At 61.0% G+C, this 21,822-nt stretch carries 23 protein-coding genes; 13 read left to right on the forward strand and 10 right to left on the reverse strand.

Annotated features, from left to right (window positions below; genetic code table 11):
- Positions 1–112 precede the first annotated feature (112 nt).
- Together AAEZ05_RS20970 and AAEZ05_RS20975 are read right to left on the reverse strand one after the other, a co-directional pair.
- Positions 113–1,546, reverse strand: coding sequence for an FAD/NAD(P)-binding protein (locus AAEZ05_RS20970; protein WP_045060415.1), 1,434 nt, complete (start codon positions 1,544–1,546; stop codon positions 113–115).
- A gap of 116 nt (positions 1,547–1,662) precedes the next feature.
- Positions 1,663–2,226, reverse strand: a complete 564-nt coding sequence (locus AAEZ05_RS20975; protein WP_045060414.1) for a helix-turn-helix domain-containing protein — start codon at positions 2,224–2,226, stop codon at positions 1,663–1,665.
- Here AAEZ05_RS20975 and AAEZ05_RS20980 point away from each other — a divergent pair.
- The 8 genes from AAEZ05_RS20980 (at position 2,221) to AAEZ05_RS21015 (ending at position 10,968) form a co-directional block, all read left to right on the forward strand.
- Entirely contained in the window at positions 2,221–3,249 is a 1,029-nt protein-coding gene (locus AAEZ05_RS20980) for a DMT family transporter (protein WP_052673000.1), read from the forward strand. The genes AAEZ05_RS20975 and AAEZ05_RS20980 overlap by 6 nt on opposite strands.
- A gap of 273 nt (positions 3,250–3,522) precedes the next feature.
- Positions 3,523–6,441 (forward strand): monovalent cation/H+ antiporter subunit A, encoded by a 2,919-nt coding sequence (locus AAEZ05_RS20985; protein ID WP_045060412.1) that lies wholly within the window; start codon positions 3,523–3,525, stop codon positions 6,439–6,441.
- Positions 6,441–6,785, forward strand: coding sequence for a Na+/H+ antiporter subunit C (locus AAEZ05_RS20990; protein WP_003202835.1), 345 nt, complete (start codon positions 6,441–6,443; stop codon positions 6,783–6,785). The genes AAEZ05_RS20985 and AAEZ05_RS20990 overlap by 1 nt, the downstream gene beginning before the upstream one ends.
- The gene (locus AAEZ05_RS20995; RefSeq protein WP_350648675.1) at positions 6,782–8,467 is read left to right on the forward strand and encodes a monovalent cation/H+ antiporter subunit D; all 1,686 of its coding nucleotides are present in this window, start codon (positions 6,782–6,784) and stop codon (positions 8,465–8,467) included. Before AAEZ05_RS20990 ends, AAEZ05_RS20995 begins: the two co-directional genes overlap by 4 nt.
- The gene (locus AAEZ05_RS21000) at positions 8,464–8,952 is read left to right on the forward strand and encodes a Na+/H+ antiporter subunit E (protein WP_045060410.1); all 489 of its coding nucleotides are present in this window, start codon (positions 8,464–8,466) and stop codon (positions 8,950–8,952) included. The genes AAEZ05_RS20995 and AAEZ05_RS21000 overlap by 4 nt, the downstream gene beginning before the upstream one ends.
- Positions 8,949–9,227: a K+/H+ antiporter subunit F gene (locus AAEZ05_RS21005; protein ID WP_045060409.1), complete on the forward strand. Its 279-nt coding sequence runs from the start codon at positions 8,949–8,951 to the stop codon at positions 9,225–9,227. The genes AAEZ05_RS21000 and AAEZ05_RS21005 overlap by 4 nt, the downstream gene beginning before the upstream one ends.
- Positions 9,224–9,586 (forward strand): Na+/H+ antiporter subunit G, encoded by a 363-nt coding sequence (locus tag AAEZ05_RS21010; RefSeq protein ID WP_045060408.1) that lies wholly within the window; start codon positions 9,224–9,226, stop codon positions 9,584–9,586. Before AAEZ05_RS21005 ends, AAEZ05_RS21010 begins: the two co-directional genes overlap by 4 nt.
- Before the next feature lie 62 nt (positions 9,587–9,648).
- Positions 9,649–10,968 carry an MFS transporter gene (locus tag AAEZ05_RS21015; RefSeq protein ID WP_350648677.1) on the forward strand — a complete coding sequence of 440 codons (1,320 nt, stop codon included), beginning with the start codon at positions 9,649–9,651 and terminating at the stop codon, positions 10,966–10,968.
- Positions 10,969–10,992: 24 nt separating this feature from the next.
- Here AAEZ05_RS21015 and AAEZ05_RS21020 read toward each other — a convergent pair whose 3' ends face one another.
- The 3 genes from AAEZ05_RS21020 to AAEZ05_RS21030 all read right to left on the reverse strand — a co-directional run bounded on the left by AAEZ05_RS21020 (position 10,993) and on the right by AAEZ05_RS21030 (position 13,142).
- Positions 10,993–11,430 carry a DUF3995 domain-containing protein gene (locus AAEZ05_RS21020; protein ID WP_045060406.1) on the reverse strand — a complete coding sequence of 146 codons (438 nt, stop codon included), beginning with the start codon at positions 11,428–11,430 and terminating at the stop codon, positions 10,993–10,995.
- Between the two features lie 73 nt (positions 11,431–11,503).
- The gene (locus AAEZ05_RS21025; RefSeq protein WP_045060405.1) at positions 11,504–12,520 is read right to left on the reverse strand and encodes an ABC transporter substrate-binding protein; all 1,017 of its coding nucleotides are present in this window, start codon (positions 12,518–12,520) and stop codon (positions 11,504–11,506) included.
- A 151-nt stretch (positions 12,521–12,671) separates the two neighbouring features.
- The gene (locus tag AAEZ05_RS21030; protein WP_082069195.1) at positions 12,672–13,142 is read right to left on the reverse strand and encodes a hypothetical protein; all 471 of its coding nucleotides are present in this window, start codon (positions 13,140–13,142) and stop codon (positions 12,672–12,674) included.
- Between the two features lie 605 nt (positions 13,143–13,747).
- Here AAEZ05_RS21030 and AAEZ05_RS21035 point away from each other — a divergent pair.
- On the forward strand, positions 13,748–13,978 hold the full coding sequence (locus AAEZ05_RS21035; RefSeq protein WP_045060403.1) for a hypothetical protein: 231 nt from the start codon (positions 13,748–13,750) through the stop codon (positions 13,976–13,978).
- A 129-nt stretch (positions 13,979–14,107) separates the two neighbouring features.
- The gene (locus tag AAEZ05_RS21040; protein ID WP_045060402.1) at positions 14,108–14,347 is read left to right on the forward strand and encodes a DUF2789 domain-containing protein; all 240 of its coding nucleotides are present in this window, start codon (positions 14,108–14,110) and stop codon (positions 14,345–14,347) included.
- Positions 14,348–14,356: 9 nt separating this feature from the next.
- Here AAEZ05_RS21040 and AAEZ05_RS21045 read toward each other — a convergent pair whose 3' ends face one another.
- The 3 genes from AAEZ05_RS21045 to AAEZ05_RS21055 form a co-directional block, all read right to left on the reverse strand.
- Positions 14,357–14,560: a hypothetical protein gene (locus AAEZ05_RS21045; protein WP_045060401.1), complete on the reverse strand. Its 204-nt coding sequence runs from the start codon at positions 14,558–14,560 to the stop codon at positions 14,357–14,359.
- A 120-nt stretch (positions 14,561–14,680) separates the two neighbouring features.
- On the reverse strand, positions 14,681–16,288 hold the full coding sequence (locus AAEZ05_RS21050; protein WP_502947782.1) for a methyl-accepting chemotaxis protein: 1,608 nt from the start codon (positions 16,286–16,288) through the stop codon (positions 14,681–14,683).
- Positions 16,289–16,504: 216 nt separating this feature from the next.
- The gene (locus AAEZ05_RS21055; RefSeq protein ID WP_007907888.1) at positions 16,505–16,909 is read right to left on the reverse strand and encodes a TraR/DksA family transcriptional regulator; all 405 of its coding nucleotides are present in this window, start codon (positions 16,907–16,909) and stop codon (positions 16,505–16,507) included.
- Between the two features lie 363 nt (positions 16,910–17,272).
- Between AAEZ05_RS21055 and AAEZ05_RS21060 the strand changes: the two genes are divergently transcribed.
- Positions 17,273–17,884 carry a glutathione S-transferase gene (locus tag AAEZ05_RS21060; protein ID WP_045060400.1) on the forward strand — a complete coding sequence of 204 codons (612 nt, stop codon included), beginning with the start codon at positions 17,273–17,275 and terminating at the stop codon, positions 17,882–17,884.
- 158 nt (positions 17,885–18,042) lie between these two features.
- Here AAEZ05_RS21060 and AAEZ05_RS21065 read toward each other — a convergent pair whose 3' ends face one another.
- Positions 18,043–18,975, reverse strand: a complete 933-nt coding sequence (locus AAEZ05_RS21065; protein WP_045060399.1) for a hypothetical protein — start codon at positions 18,973–18,975, stop codon at positions 18,043–18,045.
- A gap of 267 nt (positions 18,976–19,242) precedes the next feature.
- On the opposite strand from AAEZ05_RS21065, the gene AAEZ05_RS21070 reads away from it, so the two are divergent.
- Both AAEZ05_RS21070 and AAEZ05_RS21075 read left to right on the forward strand, forming a co-directional pair.
- Positions 19,243–19,926, forward strand: a complete 684-nt coding sequence (locus AAEZ05_RS21070) for a response regulator transcription factor (RefSeq protein WP_045060398.1) — start codon at positions 19,243–19,245, stop codon at positions 19,924–19,926.
- A complete protein-coding gene (locus AAEZ05_RS21075) occupies positions 19,904–21,298 on the forward strand; it encodes a sensor histidine kinase (RefSeq protein WP_045060397.1) in 1,395 nt (464 codons plus the stop codon). Before AAEZ05_RS21070 ends, AAEZ05_RS21075 begins: the two co-directional genes overlap by 23 nt.
- Before the next feature lie 112 nt (positions 21,299–21,410).
- Here the strand turns inward: AAEZ05_RS21075 and AAEZ05_RS21080 are convergent, their stop codons facing one another.
- Positions 21,411–21,821, reverse strand: coding sequence for an SRPBCC family protein (locus AAEZ05_RS21080; RefSeq protein ID WP_045060396.1), 411 nt, complete (start codon positions 21,819–21,821; stop codon positions 21,411–21,413).
- Between the last annotated feature and the right edge of the window lies 1 nt (position 21,822).

Below are 21,822 nucleotides of genomic sequence, written 5' to 3' on the forward strand. Positions count from 1 at the left end.
GAATGAGCCCTGTGGAATACAGAACACAGTCCGCTGGCTAGCAACAAAGACCGTCCAACATTTGGGGGTCAGTTCACTTTATGTCCTGCAGGCGCGTCCGACAGGCCATGCCCTACAGGGGTTGGGTCAATCTGCGGGCAAGCGCTTTGGCCTGCAATGCAACGTCCGTCACCGCCGTACTCTCCCACCACATTCCACGCAACGGCGGCCCCATGGCGAACAGCCGACTGGCGACTTGCCCATCGGCACCGATCACCGCGCCGTCCGCAGTGGCGGCGATTCCCAATGCCAGCGGTCCGGGCTGAACCAGGCCCCGCGCCAGCAACTGCCGGGGCAGAGGTCGGGCAACCCGTCGCCAGTCATATTCGATGCCACTGGAATTGATCAACGCCAGGCCATGTACCACGCACTCACAAGGCTCGCCACGCCGACGGATGCGAATTCCCAGCTCATCCCCCGACGAAGGTTCAAGCCCCTTGAAGGACGCCGCCTGAATCCGCAGCCGCCCTTCCCCGTGCAACCGCGCGACCAGCTCGGCACTCAAGGGTGGCGAGCGGTGGTGATGGCTCTCCCACCACGGCCGTACGTGCCGCACGAACTGCCTACGCTGCAAGTCCGTCGCCTGGCTCCACAGCCGTGGAATGTGCACACGCACAGTGTCCAGGGGCGCTTGCCAGTCGATCCCCCGGGCAATGGCATCGCGGCAATGGCGGCGCAGTTCGCGTACCAGTTGCCGTGGCGTACGGATGCTCGGGTCTTCGCCGAGGAAATCGGCCCAGGCCGGCGGCTGGCGGCGCACATGGGGCAGCAGGCCGTGGCGGGAAAACACTTCGATCGGTCCGCGGTGCCCAGCCTGCTCCAGCGAGACCACAGCATCGACCATGGTCAGGCCGGAACCGATGATCAAAACCGTCGACTGCGGATCAAGCTGGCGCATCGCAGCCACGTCCCAAGGGTCCAGTGCCGCTGCATTCAGGCCACTGGAGTGGGCCTGTGGCGTGCGTGCGGCGGGAAACATTCCAGTGGCCAGCACCGCATAAGTCCCGCGCAGGCGCTGCCCGTCGCTCAAGGTCAACCGCACGCCATCGGCCAGGTTCTCGAGGTCGACGACCTCAGCGCGCACGTGTTCCACGCTCGAACCGTTCGCGGCGCCAGCCACCTGGGCTTCGGCCAGGCGCTGTTGCACATACTCGCCAAATAGCCCGCGCGGGGGGAACAGCTCACTGACCGGCACAGACTGCTGATCGGACTCGGGCCAGCCGCCCGCCGCTATATGTGCCGTCAGCCACTGCGTCAGGTCATCGGCACTGTCCGGGTCGACGCTCATCCGCGCCGCGTTACCGTTGAGCGTGTGACCGAGTTCCACCGCACTGTAGGCCTCGCCGCGACCCAGCTCGGCCCGGGGCTCAATCACCAGCACCGAGCGCCGGCCTGGCAGGCGCAGCAGCTGCACGGCCAGCATCGCGCCACTCAGGCCGCCGCCGATGATCAGGATGTCCGCCTGGCGGATGGCGTCATTCGCCTGCTCGTGGGGGATTTCACTCATGGCGTTCTCACAGGTCAGTGTTTTCCTGGACGATCATAAGCGCCAAACCCGGGCCAGCGTCATAGAGCAGTACCAAAGTAGCGATAGCAGCCTTGGCGATCGGCGCTGCTGGCCGTTCAGATCACCACGTTACGCACGAAACGCGCGGCGACTTCGCCTTCATTGCGATAGGAGTGCGGCTGGTTACTGGCGAACATGTAGAACTCCCCGGCCGCAATAGTGTGGGGAACGTCACCGAGCATCAGCGTCAGGCAACCTTCGAAGACGTAAAGCTGTTCGCTCCAGCCATCAGCATCGGGTTCGGAGGGATAGTGTTCGCCTGGCTCCAGGCGCCATTCCCAGAGCTCCACCTCCCTGGTGGCGCTGGCTTTGGACAGCAACACCGCCTTGCTGCCGGGAATGGTGCCGGCCCAGGCCAGTTCGTTGATGCGACTGGGATCGCGGGCATCGGGGGCCTGGATCAGGTCGCTGAAGGCCACGTCGAGTGCTTCGGCAACGCGGTCGAGGGTGGTCAGGCTGACATTCTTTTCACCGGCTTCGATTGCCACCAGCATCCGCCGGCTGACCCCGGATTTTTCCGCGAGGGCGGTCTGGCTCATATCGGCGGCGTGGCGCAGTCGCCGGACATTAAGGCTGACGTGTTGCAGGACCGAAGCCCGTTGCGTGGAATCTTTGTGCACTATATTGCTCACTCGGTAGGGTTGGGCAGTATACTGCGCAACATACGGCGCATTGTGCGTCCCCCTCCGGTAGCGCGCAAGGACATGACGTCGGTGAACTCCTCCCCCAATACTTCTCCCCGCTTCTCGCGGTTCAGCAAAGCCGAATGCGTGCTGGTGGTGATCACCATGGTCTGGGGCGGGACTTTCCTGCTGGTGCAGCATGCGATGACCGTCAGCGGCCCGATGTTCTTCGTCGGCCTGCGCTTCGCCGCAGCGGCGCTCATCGTCGCGTTGTTTTCCTGGCGGCACCTGCGCGAGCTGACACTGTTCGAGCTCCGGGCCGGGTCGTTTATCGGTGTGGCGATCATGCTGGGCTACGGCTTGCAGACGGTCGGGTTGCAGAGCATTCCAAGCAGCCAGTCGGCGTTCATCACGGCGCTGTACGTGCCCTTCGTGCCGTTGCTGCAATGGCTGGTGCTGGGGCGGCGTCCGGGGCTGATGCCGAGTATTGGCATCATGCTGGCGTTTACCGGCTTGATGCTGCTGTCGGGGCCGGCGGGGGCCTCATTGAATTTCAGCCCGGGTGAAATCGCCACCCTGATCAGTGCCGTGGCGATTGCTGCAGAAATCATTCTGATCAGTCGCTTTGCCGGTCAGGTCGATGTGCGCCGGGTGACGGTGGTACAACTGGCGGTCACCTCGGTGCTGTCGTTCCTGCTGGTGGTGCCGACCCAGGAGCGCATTCCGGACTTTTCCTGGCTGCTGCTGTGCAGCGCCCTGGGCCTGGGTGCGGCGAGCGCGGCGATCCAGGTGGCGATGAACTGGGCGCAGAAAAGCGTCTCGCCGACCCGCGCTACCCTGATCTATGCCGGCGAGCCGGTCTGGGCCGGAATTGTCGGACGGATGGCCGGGGAGCGGTTGCCGGCGATTGCGTTGGTCGGCGCGGGGTTGATTGTGGCAGCGGTGATTGTCAGTGAGTTGAAGACCAAGGGTAAGGCGGTGGTGGCGCAGGAGGACCTGGAGAGCGAAACCCAACGCTGACCGGCAATAGGTGCGGCGTTTGATCGAGAGTCTTCGCGAACAAGCCCGCTCCCACTGTGGATCTGTGCCAAACGCATGCCCTGCATTCACCGATGATCTAATGTGAGAGCAGGCTTGCTCGCGATGAGGCCAGACCTGCATGTCACAGAATGCCAAACCCCCAGACAGCATGACTTTTGCGCACTCCATGTAGGATTCTGCCACAGGTTAGCGTTTGGTAATCCGGGGACTGGCACGTATGATGCTTCATAAACCTCCGCAGATTAGAAGCCTATGTCCCTGATAGTTCTACTGCTTCTGCCCTTTGTTGGCAGCTGTGTGGCCGCCGTTCTGCCGCACAACGCGCGTAATGCCGAATCATTGTTGGCTGGCCTGGTCGCCCTCATCGGCACCGTCCAGGTCGCTTTGCTGTACCCGCAAATTGTCGATGGCGGGGTCATTCGCCAGGAATTCTTCTGGCTGCCCAGCCTGGGCCTGAACTTCGTCCTGCGCATGGACGGTTTTGCCTGGCTGTTCTCCATGCTGGTGCTGGGCATCGGCACACTGGTCTCGTTATACGCTCGTTACTACATGTCGCCGGACGACCCGGTGCCGCGCTTCTTCGCGTTTTTCCTGGCGTTCATGGGCGCCATGCTCGGGCTCGTCATCTCCGGCAACCTGATCCAGATCGTATTCTTCTGGGAGCTGACCAGCCTCTTTTCCTTCCTGCTGATCGGCTATTGGCATCACCGCGCCGACGCCCGACGCGGCGCCTACATGGCGCTGATGGTCACGGGTGCCGGCGGTTTATGCCTGCTGGCGGGGGTCATGCTGCTTGGCCATGTGGTCGGCAGCTATGACCTCGACAAGGTCCTGGCCGCCGGCGAGCTGATTCGCGCACATGCCCTCTACCCTGTCCTGCTTCCTCTTATCCTGATCGGCGCCCTGAGCAAAAGCGCGCAATTCCCCTTTCATTTCTGGCTGCCCCACGCCATGGCGGCGCCGACGCCGGTCTCCGCCTATCTGCACTCGGCAACCATGGTCAAAGCCGGGGTGTTCCTGTTGGCGCGGCTCTGGCCGTCGTTGTCCGGCAGTGAAGAATGGTTCTACATCGTCAGCGGCGCCGGTGCCTGCACCCTGTTGCTGGGCGCCTACTGCGCAATGTTCCAGAACGACCTCAAGGGGCTGCTGGCCTATTCGACCATCAGCCATCTGGGCCTGATCACCCTGCTGCTGGGCCTGAACAGCCCCCTTGCAGCAGTCGCGGCGGTATTTCATATTCTCAACCACGCCACCTTCAAGGCTTCGCTGTTCATGGCCGCCGGGATCATCGACCACGAAAGTGGCACCCGGGACATTCGCAAGCTCAGTGGCCTGATCCGGCTGATCCCCTACACTGCCACCCTGGCCATGGTCGCCAGCGCCTCCATGGCCGGCGTACCGCTGCTCAACGGTTTCCTGTCCAAAGAGATGTTCTTCGCCGAAACCGTGTTCATCAATGCCACGGCCTGGGTCGAAATGGCCCTGCCGATTGTCGCGACCATCGCCGGCACCTTCAGCGTCGCCTACTCGCTACGGTTTACCGCTGACGTGTTCTTCGGCCCGACCGCTACCGACCTGCCCCACACGCCCCACGAGCCGCCACGGTGGATGCGTGCACCGGTCGAGTTGCTGGTGTTCGCCTGCCTGATAGTGGGGATTTTCCCGGCACAGGTGGTGGGCCCGCTGCTGGCTGCCGCTGCGCTTCCCGTTGTCGGTGGCCAATTGCCGGAGTACAGCCTGGCCATCTGGCACGGCTGGAATGCGCCGATGATCATGAGCCTGATAGCCATGAGCGGCGGCATTGTCCTTTACCTGCTGCTGCGCAATCAGCTCAAGCGTGGACGCTTCAAGTACCCGCCGCTGATTGGCCGCTTCAACGGCAAGCGCCAGTTCGAACGCAGCCTGGTGGTGATGATGCGCCTGGCTCGGCGCCTGGAGCGGCGGATCAGCACCAAGCGCCTGCAAACCCAGCTGTTCCTGGTGGTACTGGCCGCCGTACTGGTCGGGCTGATCCCGATGCTGCACGGCAGCCTGACCTGGGGCGACCGACCGAAAATCCCGGGCTCGGCCGTGTTCGTGACCCTGTGGCTGCTGGCGATCGCCTGTGCCCTGGGCGCCGCCTGGCAGGCCAAGTATCACCGCCTGGCAGCCCTGACCATGGTCAGCGTCTGTGGCCTGATGACCTGCATCACCTTCGTCTGGTTCTCCGCGCCGGACCTGGCCTTGACGCAACTGGTAGTCGAAGTGGTCACCACGGTGCTGATCCTGCTTGGCCTGCGCTGGTTGCCGCGGCGGATCGAAGAGGTGGCGCCGTTGCCGAGCACCTTGCGCAAGGCGCGCATCCGGCGCTTGCGCGACTTGCTGTTGTCGACGGCTGTCGGTGGCGGCATGGCGCTGTTGTCCTACGCCATGTTGACCCGCCAGACCCCCAACGACATTTCCTCGTTCTACCTCAGCCGCGCCTTGCCCGAAGGCGGTGGCAGTAACGTGGTCAACGTGATGCTGGTGGATTTCCGCGGCTTTGACACCCTGGGTGAAATCACCGTGCTGGCCGCCGTGGCGCTGACCGTGTTCGCCCTGCTGCGACGCTTCCGCCCCCCCAAGGAGAGCCTGCAATTGCCGGCCCAGCAACGCCTGCTGGCGCCCGACGTGGTGACCGACCTGGTCAACCCGCGCCAGGCCAGTGATACCGCCCTGGGCTTCATGATGGTGCCGGCGGTACTGGTGCGCCTGCTGCTGCCGATCGCCTTCGTGGTGTCGATCTACCTGTTCATGCGCGGTCACAACCAGCCCGGTGGCGGGTTCGTTGCCGGGCTGGTGATGTCGGTCGCGTTCATCCTGCAGTATATGGTGGCCGGGACCCAGTGGGTCGAGGCGCAAATGAGCCTGCGGCCGCTGCGCTGGATGGGCACCGGGTTGTTGTTCGCCACGATCACCGGGCTTGGGGCCATGGCGGTCGGTTATCCGTTCCTGACCACCCACACCTGGCATTTCGACCTGCCGGTGTTCGGCGCCATCCACATCGCCAGCGCCCTGTTTTTCGACATTGGCGTGTATTCAGTGGTCGTGGGTTCGACCTTGCTGATCCTCACCGCCCTCGCCCACCAGTCGGTGCGTGGCCACAAGACCGCGGCACTGCCCAAATCCGTCGCCAGCAAAGGAGCCGTCTGATGGAAGAAGTCATCGCAATCGCCATCGGCGTCCTGGCTGCGTCCGGAGTGTGGCTGGTCCTGCGGCCGCGGACATTCCAGGTGGTCATGGGCCTGTGCCTGCTGTCCTACGGCGTCAATCTGTTCATCTTCAGCATGGGTAGCCTGTTTATCGGCAAGGAGCCGATCATCAAGGACGGCGTGCCCCAGGACCTGCTGCACTACACCGATCCATTGCCGCAGGCGCTGGTGCTGACCGCCATCGTCATCAGCTTCGCCATGACTGCACTGTTCCTGGTCGTGCTGCTGGCTTCCCGGGGCCTGACCGGTACCGACCATGTGGACGGCCGGGAGCCTAAGGAATGAACCTGATGCCGCACCTGATCGCCGCACCGATTCTGCTGCCGCTGCTGACTGCCGCCTTGATGCTGATGCTCGGGGAAAAACACCGTCCGCTGAAGGCCAGGATCAACCTGTTCTCCAGTCTGGTCGGGCTGGGCATTGCCGTGCTGTTGCTGCAATGGACCCAGGAAACCGGCATTCCCGGCTCCATCGGCGTGTACCTGCCGGGTAACTGGCAGGCACCGTTTGGCATTGTGCTGGTGGTCGACCGCCTCTCAGCGATGATGCTGGTACTGACCGGGATCATCGGCGTCAGCGCCCTGCTGTTTGCGATGGCCCGCTGGGACGGTGCGGGCTCGAGCTTCCACGCGCTGTTCCAGATCCAGATGATGGGCCTGTATGGCGCCTTCCTGACCGCCGACCTGTTCAACCTGTTTGTGTTTTTCGAAGTGCTGCTGGCCGCCTCCTACGGGCTGATGCTGCACGGCTCGGGACGCTCACGGGTCTCGGCCGGCCTGCATTACATTTCGATCAACCTGTTGGCCTCGTCGCTGTTCCTGATCGGCGCGGCGCTGATCTACGGCGTCACCGGCACCCTGAACATGGCCGACCTGGCGCTGAAGATCCCCCTGGTGACGGAGGCCGATCGGGGCCTGCTGCATGCCGGCGCGGCGATCCTGGCGGTGGCGTTCCTGGCCAAGGCCGGCATGTGGCCGCTGAATTTCTGGCTGGTACCGGCCTATTCCGCGGCCAGCGCCCCGGTGGCGGCGATGTTTGCGATCATGACCAAGGTCGGCGTCTACACCTTGCTGCGCCTGTGGACCCTGCTGTTTTCCGGGCAAGCCGGGGCGTCGGCGTATTTTGGCGGCGACTGGCTGATCTATGGCGGCATGGCGACCATTATCTGCGCAGCGGTGGCGATCATTGCCGCGCAACGCCTCGAACGCCTGGCCAGCCTGAGCATCCTGGTGTCGGCGGGCATCCTGCTGGCTTCCATCGGCTTCGCCCAGCCCAAGCTGATCGGCGCGGCGCTGTTCTACCTGGTCAGCTCGACCCTAGCGTTGAGCGCGCTGTTCCTGCTGGCCGAGCTGATCGAACGTTCGCGCTCGGCCAATGAAATACCCTTGTTCGATGACGGCGACCTGCTGCCCCGGCCCATGGAATCCCTGCAGCCAGCCAAAGGCATCAACCTCGATGACGAACAGAAAGCCGTGGTCGGCCAGGTGATTCCCTGGACCATGGCCTTCCTCGGCCTGAGCTTCATCGCCTGCTCACTGCTGATCATCGGCATGCCGCCGCTCTCGGGCTTTATCGGCAAGCTGGGTTTGCTGCACGCCCTGCTCAACCCAATGGGCCTGGGCACCGGCAGCGATCAACCGGTATCGAACGCCGCGTGGGGCCTGCTGGCGCTGCTGATCATCTCGGGCCTGGCATCGCTCATCGCTTTCTCCCGCCTGGGTATCCAGCGCTTCTGGACGCCCGAGGAGCGACCGTCGCCGCTATTGCGCCGTTTTGAATGTGTGCCGATCTTCGCGTTGCTGGGCTTGAGTATCGCCCTGACCTTCAAGGCCGAGCCGCTGCTGCGTTACACCCAGGCCGCTGCAGACGCCTTGAACAATCCCCAGCAGTACGTCATGGCAGTGCTCGGCACTCGCGCCGTGCCAAGCCCCGAAGCGCAAGCCGCGATCGTCGAGGTGCGCCCATGAGCCGTCTGTTTCCCGCCCCCTGGTTGTCACTGGCGCTGTGGGTATTGTGGCTGGCGCTGAACCTGTCGATCAGCCCGGGTAATGTTCTGCTGGGGGCCATCCTCGGCATCTGCGCGCCATTGATGATGCGCAAATTGCGCCCACTGCCGATCCGCATTCGCCGCCCTCTGGTGATCCTGCGCCTGTTCCTGCTGGTGGGCCGTGACGTGGTGGTGTCCAACCTCGCCGTCGCCTGGAGCGTGCTCAATGCCGGACGCCGACCGCCACGCTCGCGCTTCATCAAGGTGCCGCTGGAGCTGCGCGACGCCAATGGCCTGGCGGCCCTGTCGATGATCACCACGGTGGTTCCCGGCACGGTCTGGTCGGAACTGGCACTGGACCGCAGCATTCTATTGCTGCACGTGTTCGACCTGGATGACGAAGCGCTGTTCATCGAGCACTTCAAGGCGACCTACGAACGCCCCCTGATGGAGATCTTCGAATGAGCCCGCTGCTGTCGAATGCGATCCTGCTGAGCCTGTTCATCTTCTCGCTGGCCATGGTCCTGACCCTGATTCGCCTGTTCAAGGGCCCTTCGGCACAAGACCGGGTACTGGCGCTGGACTACCTGTACATCGTCGCGATGCTGATGATGCTCACCCTGGGCATCCGTTATGCCAGTGACACCTACTTCGAAGCAGCGCTGCTGATCGCGCTGTTCGGCTTCGTCGGCTCGTTTGCCCTGGCGAAATTCCTCCTGCGCGGCGAGGTGATCGAATGAACGCTGAATTGTCTTTGTGGGTTGAAGTGCCGGTGGCGATCCTGCTGGTGCTCAGCAGCCTGTTTGCGCTGATCGGCGCCACCGGGTTGCTGCGCATGAAGGATTATTTCCAGCGCATGCACCCGCCAGCCCTGGCGTCGACCCTGGGCGCCTGGAGCGTGGCACTGGCGTCGATCATCTACTTCTCGGCGCTCAAATCCGCGCCGGTGCTGCACGCCTGGCTGATTCCGATCCTGCTGGCCATCACAGTACCGGTGACCACCCTGCTGCTGGCCCGGGCGGCGCTGTTTCGCAAGCGCATGGCCGGGGATGATGTGCCGGCCGAGGTAAGTAGTCGGAGCATGGAAAGCGGGAACTGAGCCACGGGCACCCTGGGATACTGTGGGAACGAGGCTTGCTCCCACAGCTCATCGGTAAATCAATGAGTGCAGATTTCTCAAACAGCCTGTGGGAGTTTCCTGTTATCGACCGCCGACTACTGAAGGTTCAGTTCAGTTTTTTTCTAATGGTTCTGGGCGGACGCTGCAATCAACTTGCCGTCGCTTGGTGGGTGCTTCAGGAAACCGGCTCGGCGCTCTACTTCGCCAACATGATTGCCTGTTCCATCGCGGCAGAGGTGTTGGCCAGGCCCCTGCTGGGCTGGATGGGCGACAAGTACAACAAAATCCGGATCATCAAACTCGCCTCATGGCTCAGCCTGACCAGCGCGCTGCTTATGTTGGTGCTGTCTGCCACCGGCGCGTTCAACCCCTGGACGGTGGGGGCGCTGATGATGCTCAGCAGCGCGATCGTTGGCGTGCGTGAAGCGCTGCAGGCGTCGATCATTCCTTTGTTTGCCAGCGACGACAAAGTCTCGCTGGCCTTCAGGAGCAAAAGCGTGATGTCGTCGTTGTCGATGCTGCTGGGACCGGTATTGGCGAGCGGCTTGATTTACGGATTTGGCATCACTTTCGCTTTAGCTGCGGATTTTTTTGCGATCCTCGTCGCCGGGTTATTGATTGCGACCATCCCAAGCGCCATCGGCGCTCCCGACGACAGCCTAAACCCTGCGACCGCCAATGGCTTCAGCATGATCTACTCCGGCTTCAAGGTGGTCTACGGCGTGAAAGTGGAGTTTTACCTGGCGCTTGTTGCGATGTTGATCAACTTTGCCCTCTACCCGTTTTTCACCCTTCTGATTCCGCTGTATGTCAAAGACGTCATCCAATACCCGGTGACTTACATCGGTTTGCTGGATGCCAGCTTCGGACTAGGCATTCTGCTGGGCAGCTACAAGATCATCGGATGGTTGTCCGGCCTAATCCCTCGGGACATGTGTGTGTCCGCAGGGTTCGCACTATTGGGTTGCAATCTGTTGGTGTTCGGGACCGTTACCTCTTCGGTTATCGTCACCGTCGCGTTTTTCTGCGGTGGCGTCGGACTGATGCTGATCAACATCCCTACCTCGTCCGTACGGCTGCTGGCGACACCAAAATCGCACCGCAACCGCGTGTTCGCCACGGTTGCGTTCCTGTCCGCAGCGGCCAGTCCCCTGGGGAGCTTTGCCATGAGCACCTTCATTGGTCAGCTGGGAGTCGCGACGACCATTACGCTGCTGGGTGCCATGGTGCTGCTGTTATCCCTGCTGGTTCTGCTGATACCTGATTTCAAGCGATTCATGCGCTCCCAGGATACCCAGCTCAACGATGCTTACCTGGACAAGTACCCTGCAGCGTTCAGCGGGGCTTCCAGCAAGGCTTGATAGCCCCCTTGCCGTGCCCGCTCTTCAGATCCACGCCACCGCCAGCAACCCTGCCCCCAGCACCACACACAACGGCGAATACGCCCAGGTATCGAGGCGGGCAAATTTGGAATCCTTGACCTGTTTGAAAAACCCTACAAGATTCGAATCGCCAATCGCCCGGGCGAACATCAGCATCGCAATGGCGCTGATCACCCACTGCAGTGACCAGTGATGCACCGTCGGCAGGTACAGGCCGACCCGCAGGCACACCAGCATCGCGATCAGCAGCAGGCCGACCGCTACCAGTAGCGTGGCAAATCCAGAAGGCTTGAAGGCCGGCCTGGAGCCTTGGTCGTCCTCCATGGGCACTCGCGGCACGGCGGCCTCGCTGCCCAGCTTGCCACCGGCCGCCCAGTACAGGTGGACCAGGCTGATCAGGAGGAAGACGGCAGCCATCCATTGCGCAATTACCAGGCTCATAGTCAAACTTCCAGCGTGAAATGTGCGCGCAGGATGAACCTACCCGACCGATTATGTAAGGGCAGCCCCAAACTCACTTCAACTCGGCAGCAACTTTGGCGGCGACATCCTTGGGCACCCAGGCCTGCCACACGTCCGGATGCGCCTTCATGAACGCCTCGGCCGCCTGGCGTGGCGCGGTGTGTTTTTCGCTCATCTGGGCCAACGCCTTGTTCAATGGCTCGATCGGGAAATCAACCTTGCTGAAAAACTCGGCAATCTGCGGGTACTGCTTCTGGAACGGGGTGGACACACCGATCGACAGCTTCGACGCCAGCGAGCGGGTCGGCTGCGGATTGGGATTGTCGGCATCGGTGAGGGTCTTCCAGGCTTCGGCATTGAACGGCGGTTCTTCCAGCTGGATCAGCTTGAAGCGGCCGAGCAGCGGCGTCGGCGACCAGTAATAGAACAGGATCGGTTTGCCTCGACGAATCGAAGAACTGATCTCGGCATCCAGCGCCGCCCCGGACCCGCTGCGGAAGTTCACGTAGCTGTCGTCCAGCCCGTAGGCCTTGAGCTTCTGCTTGTTGACCACCTCGGACGTCCAGCCGATCGGGCTGTTGAGAAAGCGGCCCTTGCCAGGCGATTCCGGATCGCTGAACACGTCCTTGTACCTGGGCAGATCGGTGACGCTGCGCAGGTCAGGGGCCACGGCCTTGATACCCTTGGCCGGGTCACCCTTGATCACATACTCGGGCACCCACCAGCCTTCGGTGGCGCCCTTGACCGTGTCGCCCAGGCTCACCACCTTGCCTTCAGCCTCAGCCTTGACCCAGACCGGACTACGCCCGGCCCATTCTTCGCCGATCACCTGGATATCGTTGTTGGCCAGCGCGGTTTCCAGGGTAATGGTCGTGCCCGGCAAGGTATCGGTGGGCAGTCCGTAACCCTTCTCGACGATGATCCGCAGGATATCGGTGATCAGGCTGCCGCTTTCCCAATTCAGGTCGGCAAAATGGATGGGCGCCTGGGCGGCGGCCACCGGGCCGGATGAAGCGAACAAAGCGCCAGTGGCCAGGGCAGCGGCCAGGAACCGTCGTAATCCTTTCATGCTTTTGCACCTCGTGCTGTTCACAGCAATAGCAGGATGGCCGGGCAGAAGACCGCGAGCCTCAAAATACTCAGTCCACTGACTGTAGTAGAGGTTCCTGCTTTCGAAGGGCGTGAATCTGTTTTCGCAAATGTACTGCAGTGCCGGCCGCTTATTCGCTGGCCTTGAAGGTCACCAGTTCACCCTTGCGCCATTTCGCGGCCTTGGCCGTAACGGCCTTGAGTGTCTTGGTCAAACCTTCCTGCAACTGCTGGTGCGCGGCGAATACCATCACCACGCTATGGCCTTCCTTGAACACGATGCCGTGGCCATCAGCGGTAGTCACGAACGCATAATCGCCAAGGCCGTAAACGGTCAGTTTAATTTCGCGAAACTTGATATCCAGCTTGCCGCCTTCGCGACTGGGTAGCACGGATGCGCTGAAGTGATCGCCAACCTTGAGCTTGAGCCCGGGTTTATCATCAACGACCAACGACTCTTCGGTATCGATTTCGGCAATGTAAATGCCTTCGGCGTTTTGTTCGGTGATGTAAACGAAACGTGACTGAAACTGTTTAACCAGCTTTGCCCGCAGATCACCCAGCACGAACAAAGCATGCATATCGAGATTACTTACTGCCAAGGAAACATCCCCACATCTGAAATGGTGCCGCGCGCGAAACGGGCGCACGGCAGAAAATAGCGGCAATGCCGAAATGAACACATAAACCGGGGTGAATCCCAGGATCAACAGGATAATGGAATACCACCCACGTCGTCCTGTCTGGCGTTTTTCAAGACTTGGAGTACAGCGCCTTTTTTACGCCAGAGAAAACGGACTATCAACTCCGGGGAAAAATCGCTTTGAAAAAAGCATTTTTCCAACAGATCGCCAGGCAAAAATTGCTTTGGAAAGGCACGTACGCCCGGAACTGCAGGTGATTCTAGAGCAGCGACGCTCTTCCAGACTACCCATAACGACGAACAGACGTCGGCAAACCCGTGAAAAGGACTTCACAGGTGCACTTAAACACACTTCAGCCAACTGCCTGGCTCCCCGTGCAATCATTTGCAGGCCACGCCCTCGAGTGCCGCCACTGACTGCGGCTTCGACAGGCGTTTCGTCATGCCGGCGACTTATCTCAGCCGGCGGCAGGCAACTACTGCCATAATGCCCGACCAATGAAATCCGTCCCAACGGCGGGCGGCGTTCAAAACAACAGAATATTCTCATGGGAAGGCTGCGACGTGACGGAATTTGATATCGGCGAATTTTTCATCCGGGGCGAAGTCAGGGAAGTAGAGGGTGAGTTCCAGGCAGTCATCATCATGCGCGCCAAACCGCCGCTGACCACCGTCACCTGCCACCAGGTCGAAAAGGACCGCTGGTTCAAGACCGCCGACGTGGCCGCCATTGCCGCCCAGGATGCCGCCAAGGCACTCAAACTGGCTGTCGATGAAGGCGCGTTAAAGGCCTGATCTTCAGTTTGCCGTCTATGCTTGCCCTGCTTTAGAACATCGCTATCGAACTCCTGGAGCGCGGCCGCCTCAGATGCAATGAGCCGTACTTCAGCACTTGCACTCGACGCGACACTCAAGGAGATCAACATGGATGCACCTACACATGATTTGAAAGGCCTGTTTGACCAGCTGGGCCTGGATTCCAGCGAGAAGGCGATCGACGACTTCATCGCCAGTCACTCTCCCCTCCCCGACGACAAGAAGCTGATCGACGCCGAATTCTGGACGCCGCAGCAGGCAGCCTTCCTGAAAGAACAATTGCGCGAAGATGCTGACTGGGCGCGGGTGGTCGACGACCTCAACCTGCGCATGCACCAGGTTCACTAAGCAGCGGACTCAGTGCAGGCTGCCTTGTTGTTTTGCGCTCAATTGCGCAAGCCAGGCAGCTTTGCACTCCTGCGCTTCATTGCGACTGGCGAACGCCGTACCGCGACGCTCCCCGTTCAGCAGCACCACCCAGCAGACACTCTGCCCCATCGCCCGCAGGTTCGAGGGCACAGCGCTGCCAATCATCACCGCAACATCCACTTTGCTTTGCATATTGCCTCGCCTAATTCATTAGCCACCTAACTATGTCGGTAGGTTAATGAGTTTCCCGGCGAGGAAACAGCAACGCCGCTGCACAGCTTAGTTGCCGAACCGGTAACAATGGCCGCCAGGTCAGCGCGGACTCTCTGGTTTATAGCCCAGGCGCAAACCACCCCAGTGACGCCCTTTGAGCAGAATTGGCACCGAAAGATCGTGCATCAATTCACCGGTGTCGCGGGTATAGGTTTGCAGCAGCACGGGTTGCCGATGGCTGCCACAACGAATGCCCGTGCGATCGGCAAACTTGCGTTTGGTGCGATTGTTCAGCGCGTCCAGTTGCGCATCGCCAGTCAACGGTTGGCTGAACACCTTGTTATGGGTGGGCACGTAGCCCTGCTGCGTGCAGGCGATGGCGAACACCAGGCCCTCGTGACGGGCCAGCAGCGGTTCCTGGATGGCCGGCAACACCTGGTCGGTGTAACGATCGAAGCGGGTCTGAAACTTGCCCGGATGAGTGTTGGGAATCGCCTGGTAATTGCGATCGAACAGGTCATCGAGGCTGACACGTCCCTGGTCGATATCAGCTTCGAATCGCGCCGTGATCTGGCTTGCGCCTTCGCGGGCGAGGTCGTAGATGCGTTGGTGGTAATCATCCAGGCCGACTTCGGCAAGCCGCTCGCTGATGGTTTCGGCCTGCCCTTCCATTTGCACTGCGGCCAGTGCCAGTCGTTGGGTCTGCTGGTCGCTGACGCCCAGGTCGCTGCGCATCTGCTCGATGGCGTGGAACAGGCTGTCCAGTTGCTCGCGGTTGGTCGCCGCGCCCTGGGCGATTTCGCCGACCTGGTGTTCGACCCCGGCTGCCAGCCGCGCGATGTTCTCCAGGTGCTGTCCGGTTTGCTCGACCTGTTCGACGCCCTGGTCCAGGTCGCTGGACAGTTGACGAATCTGCTCCACCACTTGCGCCGTGCGTTGCTGGATATCGGCGACCATCTCGCCGACTTCGCCCGTCGCGGTCGCCGTGCGCGCAGCCAGGCCGCGCACTTCATCGGCAACAACCGCAAAGCCCCGGCCATGTTCACCTGCCCGCGCCGCTTCGATGGCCGCATTCAGGGCCAGCAGGTTGGTCTGGCTGGCAATGGACTGGATCACCAACGTCACTCGCTGGATGTCGTCGCTGCGCAGGCTCAAGGCTTCGATCATTTCCCGGCTGTTGCTCGCGCGCAGACTGAGCTGATGCATGCGCGCGATCGACTCGACCAGTTGCGAACGCCCGGCCGCGCTGCTGTGATGAGCTTCGCTGGCGGCCCCCAGCGCTTGCTGGCTGAGCAGTGATGTGGCTTGTTCGGTGGCAATCAGTACTTCGGCATTGCTGACGATTTGCGCAGCCGCCCCCAGTTGCGACTGCAGGCGGTCGGCCAGTTGCTTGACCGAATAGGCGACGCCGGCGGCTGAAAGCGCATTGTGGCTGGTGGCGTACGACAGATCGCGGGTCAACCCGGCGATGCCGTCGGATGTGTCGGCAGGCGCCTCAGGGGCTCTGCGCTGGCGCAGGCGCGGCAGCCAGATAATCAGCATCGCCAGCGGCAGGCCGACAGCCAGCGACCAGCCTCCCAGCGTGATGCCCCCTAGCAGGAGCAGCAGCGCGACACTTTGCAGCGTCGGCGTGAGCCATTGGTTGCGGGTTGCCGGTACTGGTGCCGGCACTGGCCCAACCAGAGATCCGTCTCTCGTCATCGTCATCACCCCACGTGTCTTCTAATTGTTGTACCCGCATTTAACGCCACTACCTGGCCATTATCCATGGTCCGTTAGTCGCGGTTATTGCAGCAGATCAATAGAAGCGTGTCGGGTTTTCTGCGGACGATAAAAAGCATCGCGGGCAAGCCTGCTCCCACAGGTTCAACGCAAACCTTGCGGGAGCGGGCTTGCCCGCGATTTAAGCGCTACGAAACGAAATCAGGCCTGACGCTGGTGCTTGTCGATCTGTTCGTGACGCTCTTGTGCTTCGATGCAGTACTTGGTGGTCGGGCTGATCAGCAGGCGCTTGAGGCCAATTGCCTCGCCGCTGTCATCGCACCAGCCGAAGCTGTCTTCCTTGATGCGCTCAAGGGCTTGTTCCAACTGAGGCAGCATGCGCTGGTCGCGATCGATCGCGTTTACCAGCCAGGTGCGCTCTTCTTCGACGGAAGCAGCGTCGGCCGGATCGGCTGGGGTGTCCAGGCTCTCGATGGCGATGCGGTTCTGTTCGATGCGCTCATGGGTTTCAACTTTCATGTTTTGCAACAGCTCGGAGAAAAAAGCATGTTGCTCGGCATTCATGTAGTCATCCGCCGGCATGGCCAGCAACTTGTCCTTTGTCATTGATATCTCTATAAAAAAACGTGCATTAAGGCGAATTAGGGAGCGTTCCGCTGGGCCTGGGAAGGCCAACGCAAAGGCGCCATTTATTCCAAGCGCCACCCGGCACTCAATTTACGAGGGGCGGCAGTCTAAGGCCGACTTGAGGCCTCAGCAACTGAAAAGACAGTGAATTCGTCCGACAAGACCCCGAAAATGCTCTACGGCAGTCGTTGCAGTGGTTATCGGAGTGCGTTTATAGCAAGAAATTCAATCGGGTGGCTGTATATAGAGGACAAACGGCGGCTCCCCCGTACATCTATTGCACCGCGCCCAACCTGAGCTAAGGTTGAGCATCCCATAAGCCCGACCCCAAGGAGAATATCCATGAAGTTGATCGGCATGCTCGATTCGCCCTACGTACGGCGCGTGGCCATTAGCGCCAAGTGCCTGGGCATCCCTCTGGAACACCAATCAGTCTCGGTGTTTCGTCACTTCGAGCAGTTCCAGCAGATCAATCCAGTGGTCAAGGCGCCCACCCTGGTGCTGGACAACGGCGATGTGCTGATCGACTCCACGCTGATCATCGACTACCTGGAGGCGTTGGCCGGGTCGGACTACACCCTGATGCCCGGCGAACTCGATCAACGCTTGCGCGCATTGCGCCTGACTGGCCTGGCGTTGGCCGCCTGTGAAAAATCCGTACAGCTGTATTACGAACGCAACCTGCGGCCCGCCGAGATTCAATATGAACCCTGGGTGGAACGGGTGGAGGGACAACTGGCAGCGGCGTATTCGGCGCTTGAGCGCGAGCTGGAGTTTGCGCCTTTGAAGGCCGATGGTTCGATCGACCAGGCCGGGATCAGCGTGGCGGTGGCCTGGAGCTTCTCTCGGCTGGTGGTGCCGGAGCAGGTAGACAGCGAGCGGTTTCCACAGATCAGCGCGTTTACCGCGTATGCGGAGCAGCTGGAAGCCTTCCTGGACACGCCGATCGAATGAATCCCCCTTAAACAAAAACGCCGCTTCTACCAGAGGCAGAAGCGGCAGGAGCACAAGCTCCAGGACTATGAGTGCATAAACAGGGCGATCAGGATAATGATCGGGATCGGTACACCGAGAAAGAACAACAGTAATGAGCGCATGAGGTTTCTCCTGGTTTAACGAATCGAGTTGGTAGTAGTGACGTAGGCGTCGGATTCGACATACACCACGGCATCACGGCGACGACCGCCGAAGGTGGCAGCGAGGCTGGCGAAGAAGGCACCGATCAGCAGCGCAACGAACATCCACAAGGTGGTAGTGGCAGCCACTTTGGCAGCGGTGTCCGCCGCTTCCTTGGCAGCCTGTTTGGCGTCGGCCACGGCTTTCTGGGTACGGGCATACACCTCGTCGACACGACGCTCGGCATCGGCCTGGGTCAGGTTGGTACGCTGGGCAACCAGTTGTGCAAGGTAGGTACGGTCTTCGGCGGCGAGTTGGCCGTCGTTCAGGCTGCGTACGAAGATGCGGGTGACGGTGCCACGGGCGGCGTCATCGCTGACGGCGGCTGGACGATCATCACGGAACAGGCTGTCGATGAAGTAACCATACTGGTCACTGTCGGTGTTACCGGCTGCCGAACCTGCTGCCTGGGTAGCCATGCTGGCTGCACCCCCGACCACACTGGCACCGGCTTGCACGCCACCACTGATGATGCTGCTGACCGAACCGACCACCAGGGTCGCGGCCACCAACGTTGCAACGCACCACGAAAGGAAGCCATGGGCGGTATCACGGAAGTAGACTTCATCGCCGTGCATGTTGGCCCATTTGACCCGCAGGCGGCCCGCAATGTAGCCACCCAGGCCCGATGCGACGATTTGCGTGAAGGCCAGCCAGACGATCGTGGAAATGCCCAGCCCCTTGGCGCTCACGCCTTCATTGGCCCATGGCGAAACCGCCGAGAAGCCAAGGCCAAATCCCAGCAATACGAGGATCAGCGACAACGCCGCCGCTGCAGCGGCACCGGCAAAAATCGCACCCCAGGAAACGCCCGACCGCGCGTTTGATTCTTCTGCGGCAGGATAGAAACCATCCGAGGATCTATTCATTATTGTGTCGCTCCAGGCAGGAAAGATGTTGTTACAAGTAGCTGCCTGAACAATTGCAGTCGGCGTGCCAAGCGCGCTTTTTTGATAAACCTATATTTTTCAATGATTTATAAAAATTGAACTTGCTAAAATCATGCAAATTGCAACAAAACGCCGATATCAGCGGGTTTTATGCACTGCATTCCCGGATGAATTTTTATTTAGAAAGAATGAGCGGTTTTCTTGGCAAAATGGGTCCACCGTTGTGAACCCCAATCAGGCCCGCCAATGACCCGAATCTTGACCATCGAAGACGACGCCGTGACCGCCCGGGAAATCGTTGCCGAACTCAGCAGCCATGGCCTCGACGTAGACTGGGTGGATAACGGCCGAGAAGGCCTGGAGCGGGCAGTCAGTGGCGACTATGACCTGATCACCCTAGACCGCATGCTGCCCGAGCTGGATGGCCTGGCGATCGTCACCACCTTGCGCACCATGGGTGTGGCCACGCCCATCCTGATGATCAGCGCCCTCTCCGACGTCGATGAGCGGGTTCGGGGGCTGCGCGCAGGCGGTGACGATTACCTGACCAAGCCCTTCGCTACCGATGAAATGGCAGCCCGGGTGGAAGTCCTGTTGCGCCGGCAGAACACAGTCACCTCCCAAGTAACTACGTTGCGGGTCGCCGACCTGGAGCTGAACCTGATCAGCCACGAAGCCAGTCGCGACGGCCAACTGCTGACACTGCTGCCCACCGAATACAAACTGCTCGAATTCCTGATGCGCAATACCGGGCAGATTCTGTCGCGCATGATGATTTTCGAGGAGGTGTGGGGTTATCACTTCGACCCTGGCACCAATCTCATCGACGTGCATATCGGTCGCCTGCGCAAAAAGATCGACCCGCCTGGCAATGTCCCACTGATTCGGACCGTGCGAGGCTCAGGTTATGTCATTGCCGAACCCCTCTAACGGTTGGCGCTCCTCCAGCAGCCGGTTGCTGGCGCTTTACAGTTCGCTGTTCGTGATCTGGAGCGGGATTCTGATGGGCGTGATGTACTACGAGGTGTCCACCTACCTCGACAATCTGGCCAAGCACTCGCTGCTGCAACGCCAGCACCTGTTCTCGCATTTCCAGGGTCAGCAACTGCTCGACGCCCTCGCCGTCAGCATGACGTTCGACATTCGCGGCATCGACGCCTATGGCCTGTTTGACGATCAGCACCGCTACCTCAGCGGAGCGCTGGATCACATCCCGAAAGGTCTGCTGCTGGACGGCAAAATCCACATGCTGAGCGACTGCGCCGATTCCGATGACCCGAGCCTGCCAGCCGACAGTTGTGACGCGGTCGCCACCCAGACGAAGGACGGTCGCTGGCTGATCCTGGTGCGCGACAACGGCTCGCTGTTCGCTGTGACGCGGATCATTTTGCACGCGCTGTTCTGGGGAGTGACCCTGACCATACTTCCGGGCATCGCTGGCTGGCACCTGTTGCGCCGCCGCCCCCTGCGGCGAATTCGCGCCATCCAGGCCAGCGCCGAGGCGATCGTCGCCGGCGACCTGACCCGCCGCCTGCCGCTGTCCAATCGCCGTGACGAACTGGACATGCTGGCCGCCATCGTCAACGCCATGCTGGAACGCATCGAGCGCCTGATGAATGAGGTCAAGGGCGTCTGCGACAACATCGCCCACGACCTGCGCACCCCACTGACGCGCCTGCGGGCGCAGCTGTACCGGATTCAGCAGCAGGCGGACGACGGCTCGCCCCTGGCCGCGCAGCTTGATTCAGTGTTGGGTGAGGCGGATACCCTGATGGCACGCTTTCGTGGCCTGTTGCGGATCTCCGAACTGGAAGACCGGCAGCGGCGCTCCGGCTTTGTGCAGCTTGACCCATTGCCCATGCTGCAGGAGCTGCATGATTTCTACTTGCCACTGGCGGAAGAAGGCGAACTGACGTTCAAGCTGCAACTGCCCGCTACGTTGCCGCCGCTCAATGGCGATCGGGCTTTGTTGTTCGAGGCCTTGGCTAACCTGCTGAGCAACTCGATCAAGTTCACGCCACCGGGTGGCGAGGTGATTTTGCGCGGGATCGATGCGGGTGGGCATACGCGAATCGAAGTGCTCGACTCTGGACCTGGCATTGCGCTGGCAGAGAGAGAAGCCGTGTTCCAGCGCTTCTACCGCGCCGAGGGCGGGAATCAACAAAGCGGATTTGGCTTGGGCCTGTCGATAGTCGCAGCGATCGTCAGCCTGCATGGGTTCACCCTGGACCTCGGTGAAAGCGAACTGGGCGGCGCTCGGCTGGTGCTCGATTGCCGGCAACCGCCCATTGCCCAGACTTGAGGTTCATGTGGCGATGGATCGCGATGAGGCCGGCACATTCAAAATGTGCGTCGCCTGACCCACCGCCATCGCGGGCAAGCCCGCTCCCACACTGGCCCCATGTCGATCGGGGTTACCCGGGGTAATTAGCCCGCAAAGCTTGCACGCCACCCTGATAAATCCCGCTGAACAGCTCCACAACCTCCTCCTCGGTCACGCCCACCGGTACAAACCGCCCCGACCACGTCACGCGCGCACCCTCGCCCTGAGCCTCAACGCGGATCGTCGCCAGATAATCAGTGGCCGGAAACGGCGCCTGCAAAATCGAGTAGCTGTAAGTCTTCCCGGCGTTATCAAAAAATTCAAGCCGCTCAACCACTACCGCACCGTCCGAGGTCTGCAGGCTGCGCACGCGCCCGCCTTCGCTCAGTTCGCTTTTTGGAATGAACGGCAGCCAGTCCGGCAGCGAATTGAAGCCACCAATCAATTGCCAAACATCGTCGGCCGAAGCCGGAATATCAATGAACGCTGATGCAGTTGCCATG

This window comes from Pseudomonas sp. HY13-MNA-CIBAN-0226 (assembly GCF_040310305.1).
GTDB classification, from domain to species: Bacteria; Pseudomonadota; Gammaproteobacteria; order Pseudomonadales; family Pseudomonadaceae; genus Aquipseudomonas; species Aquipseudomonas gregormendelii.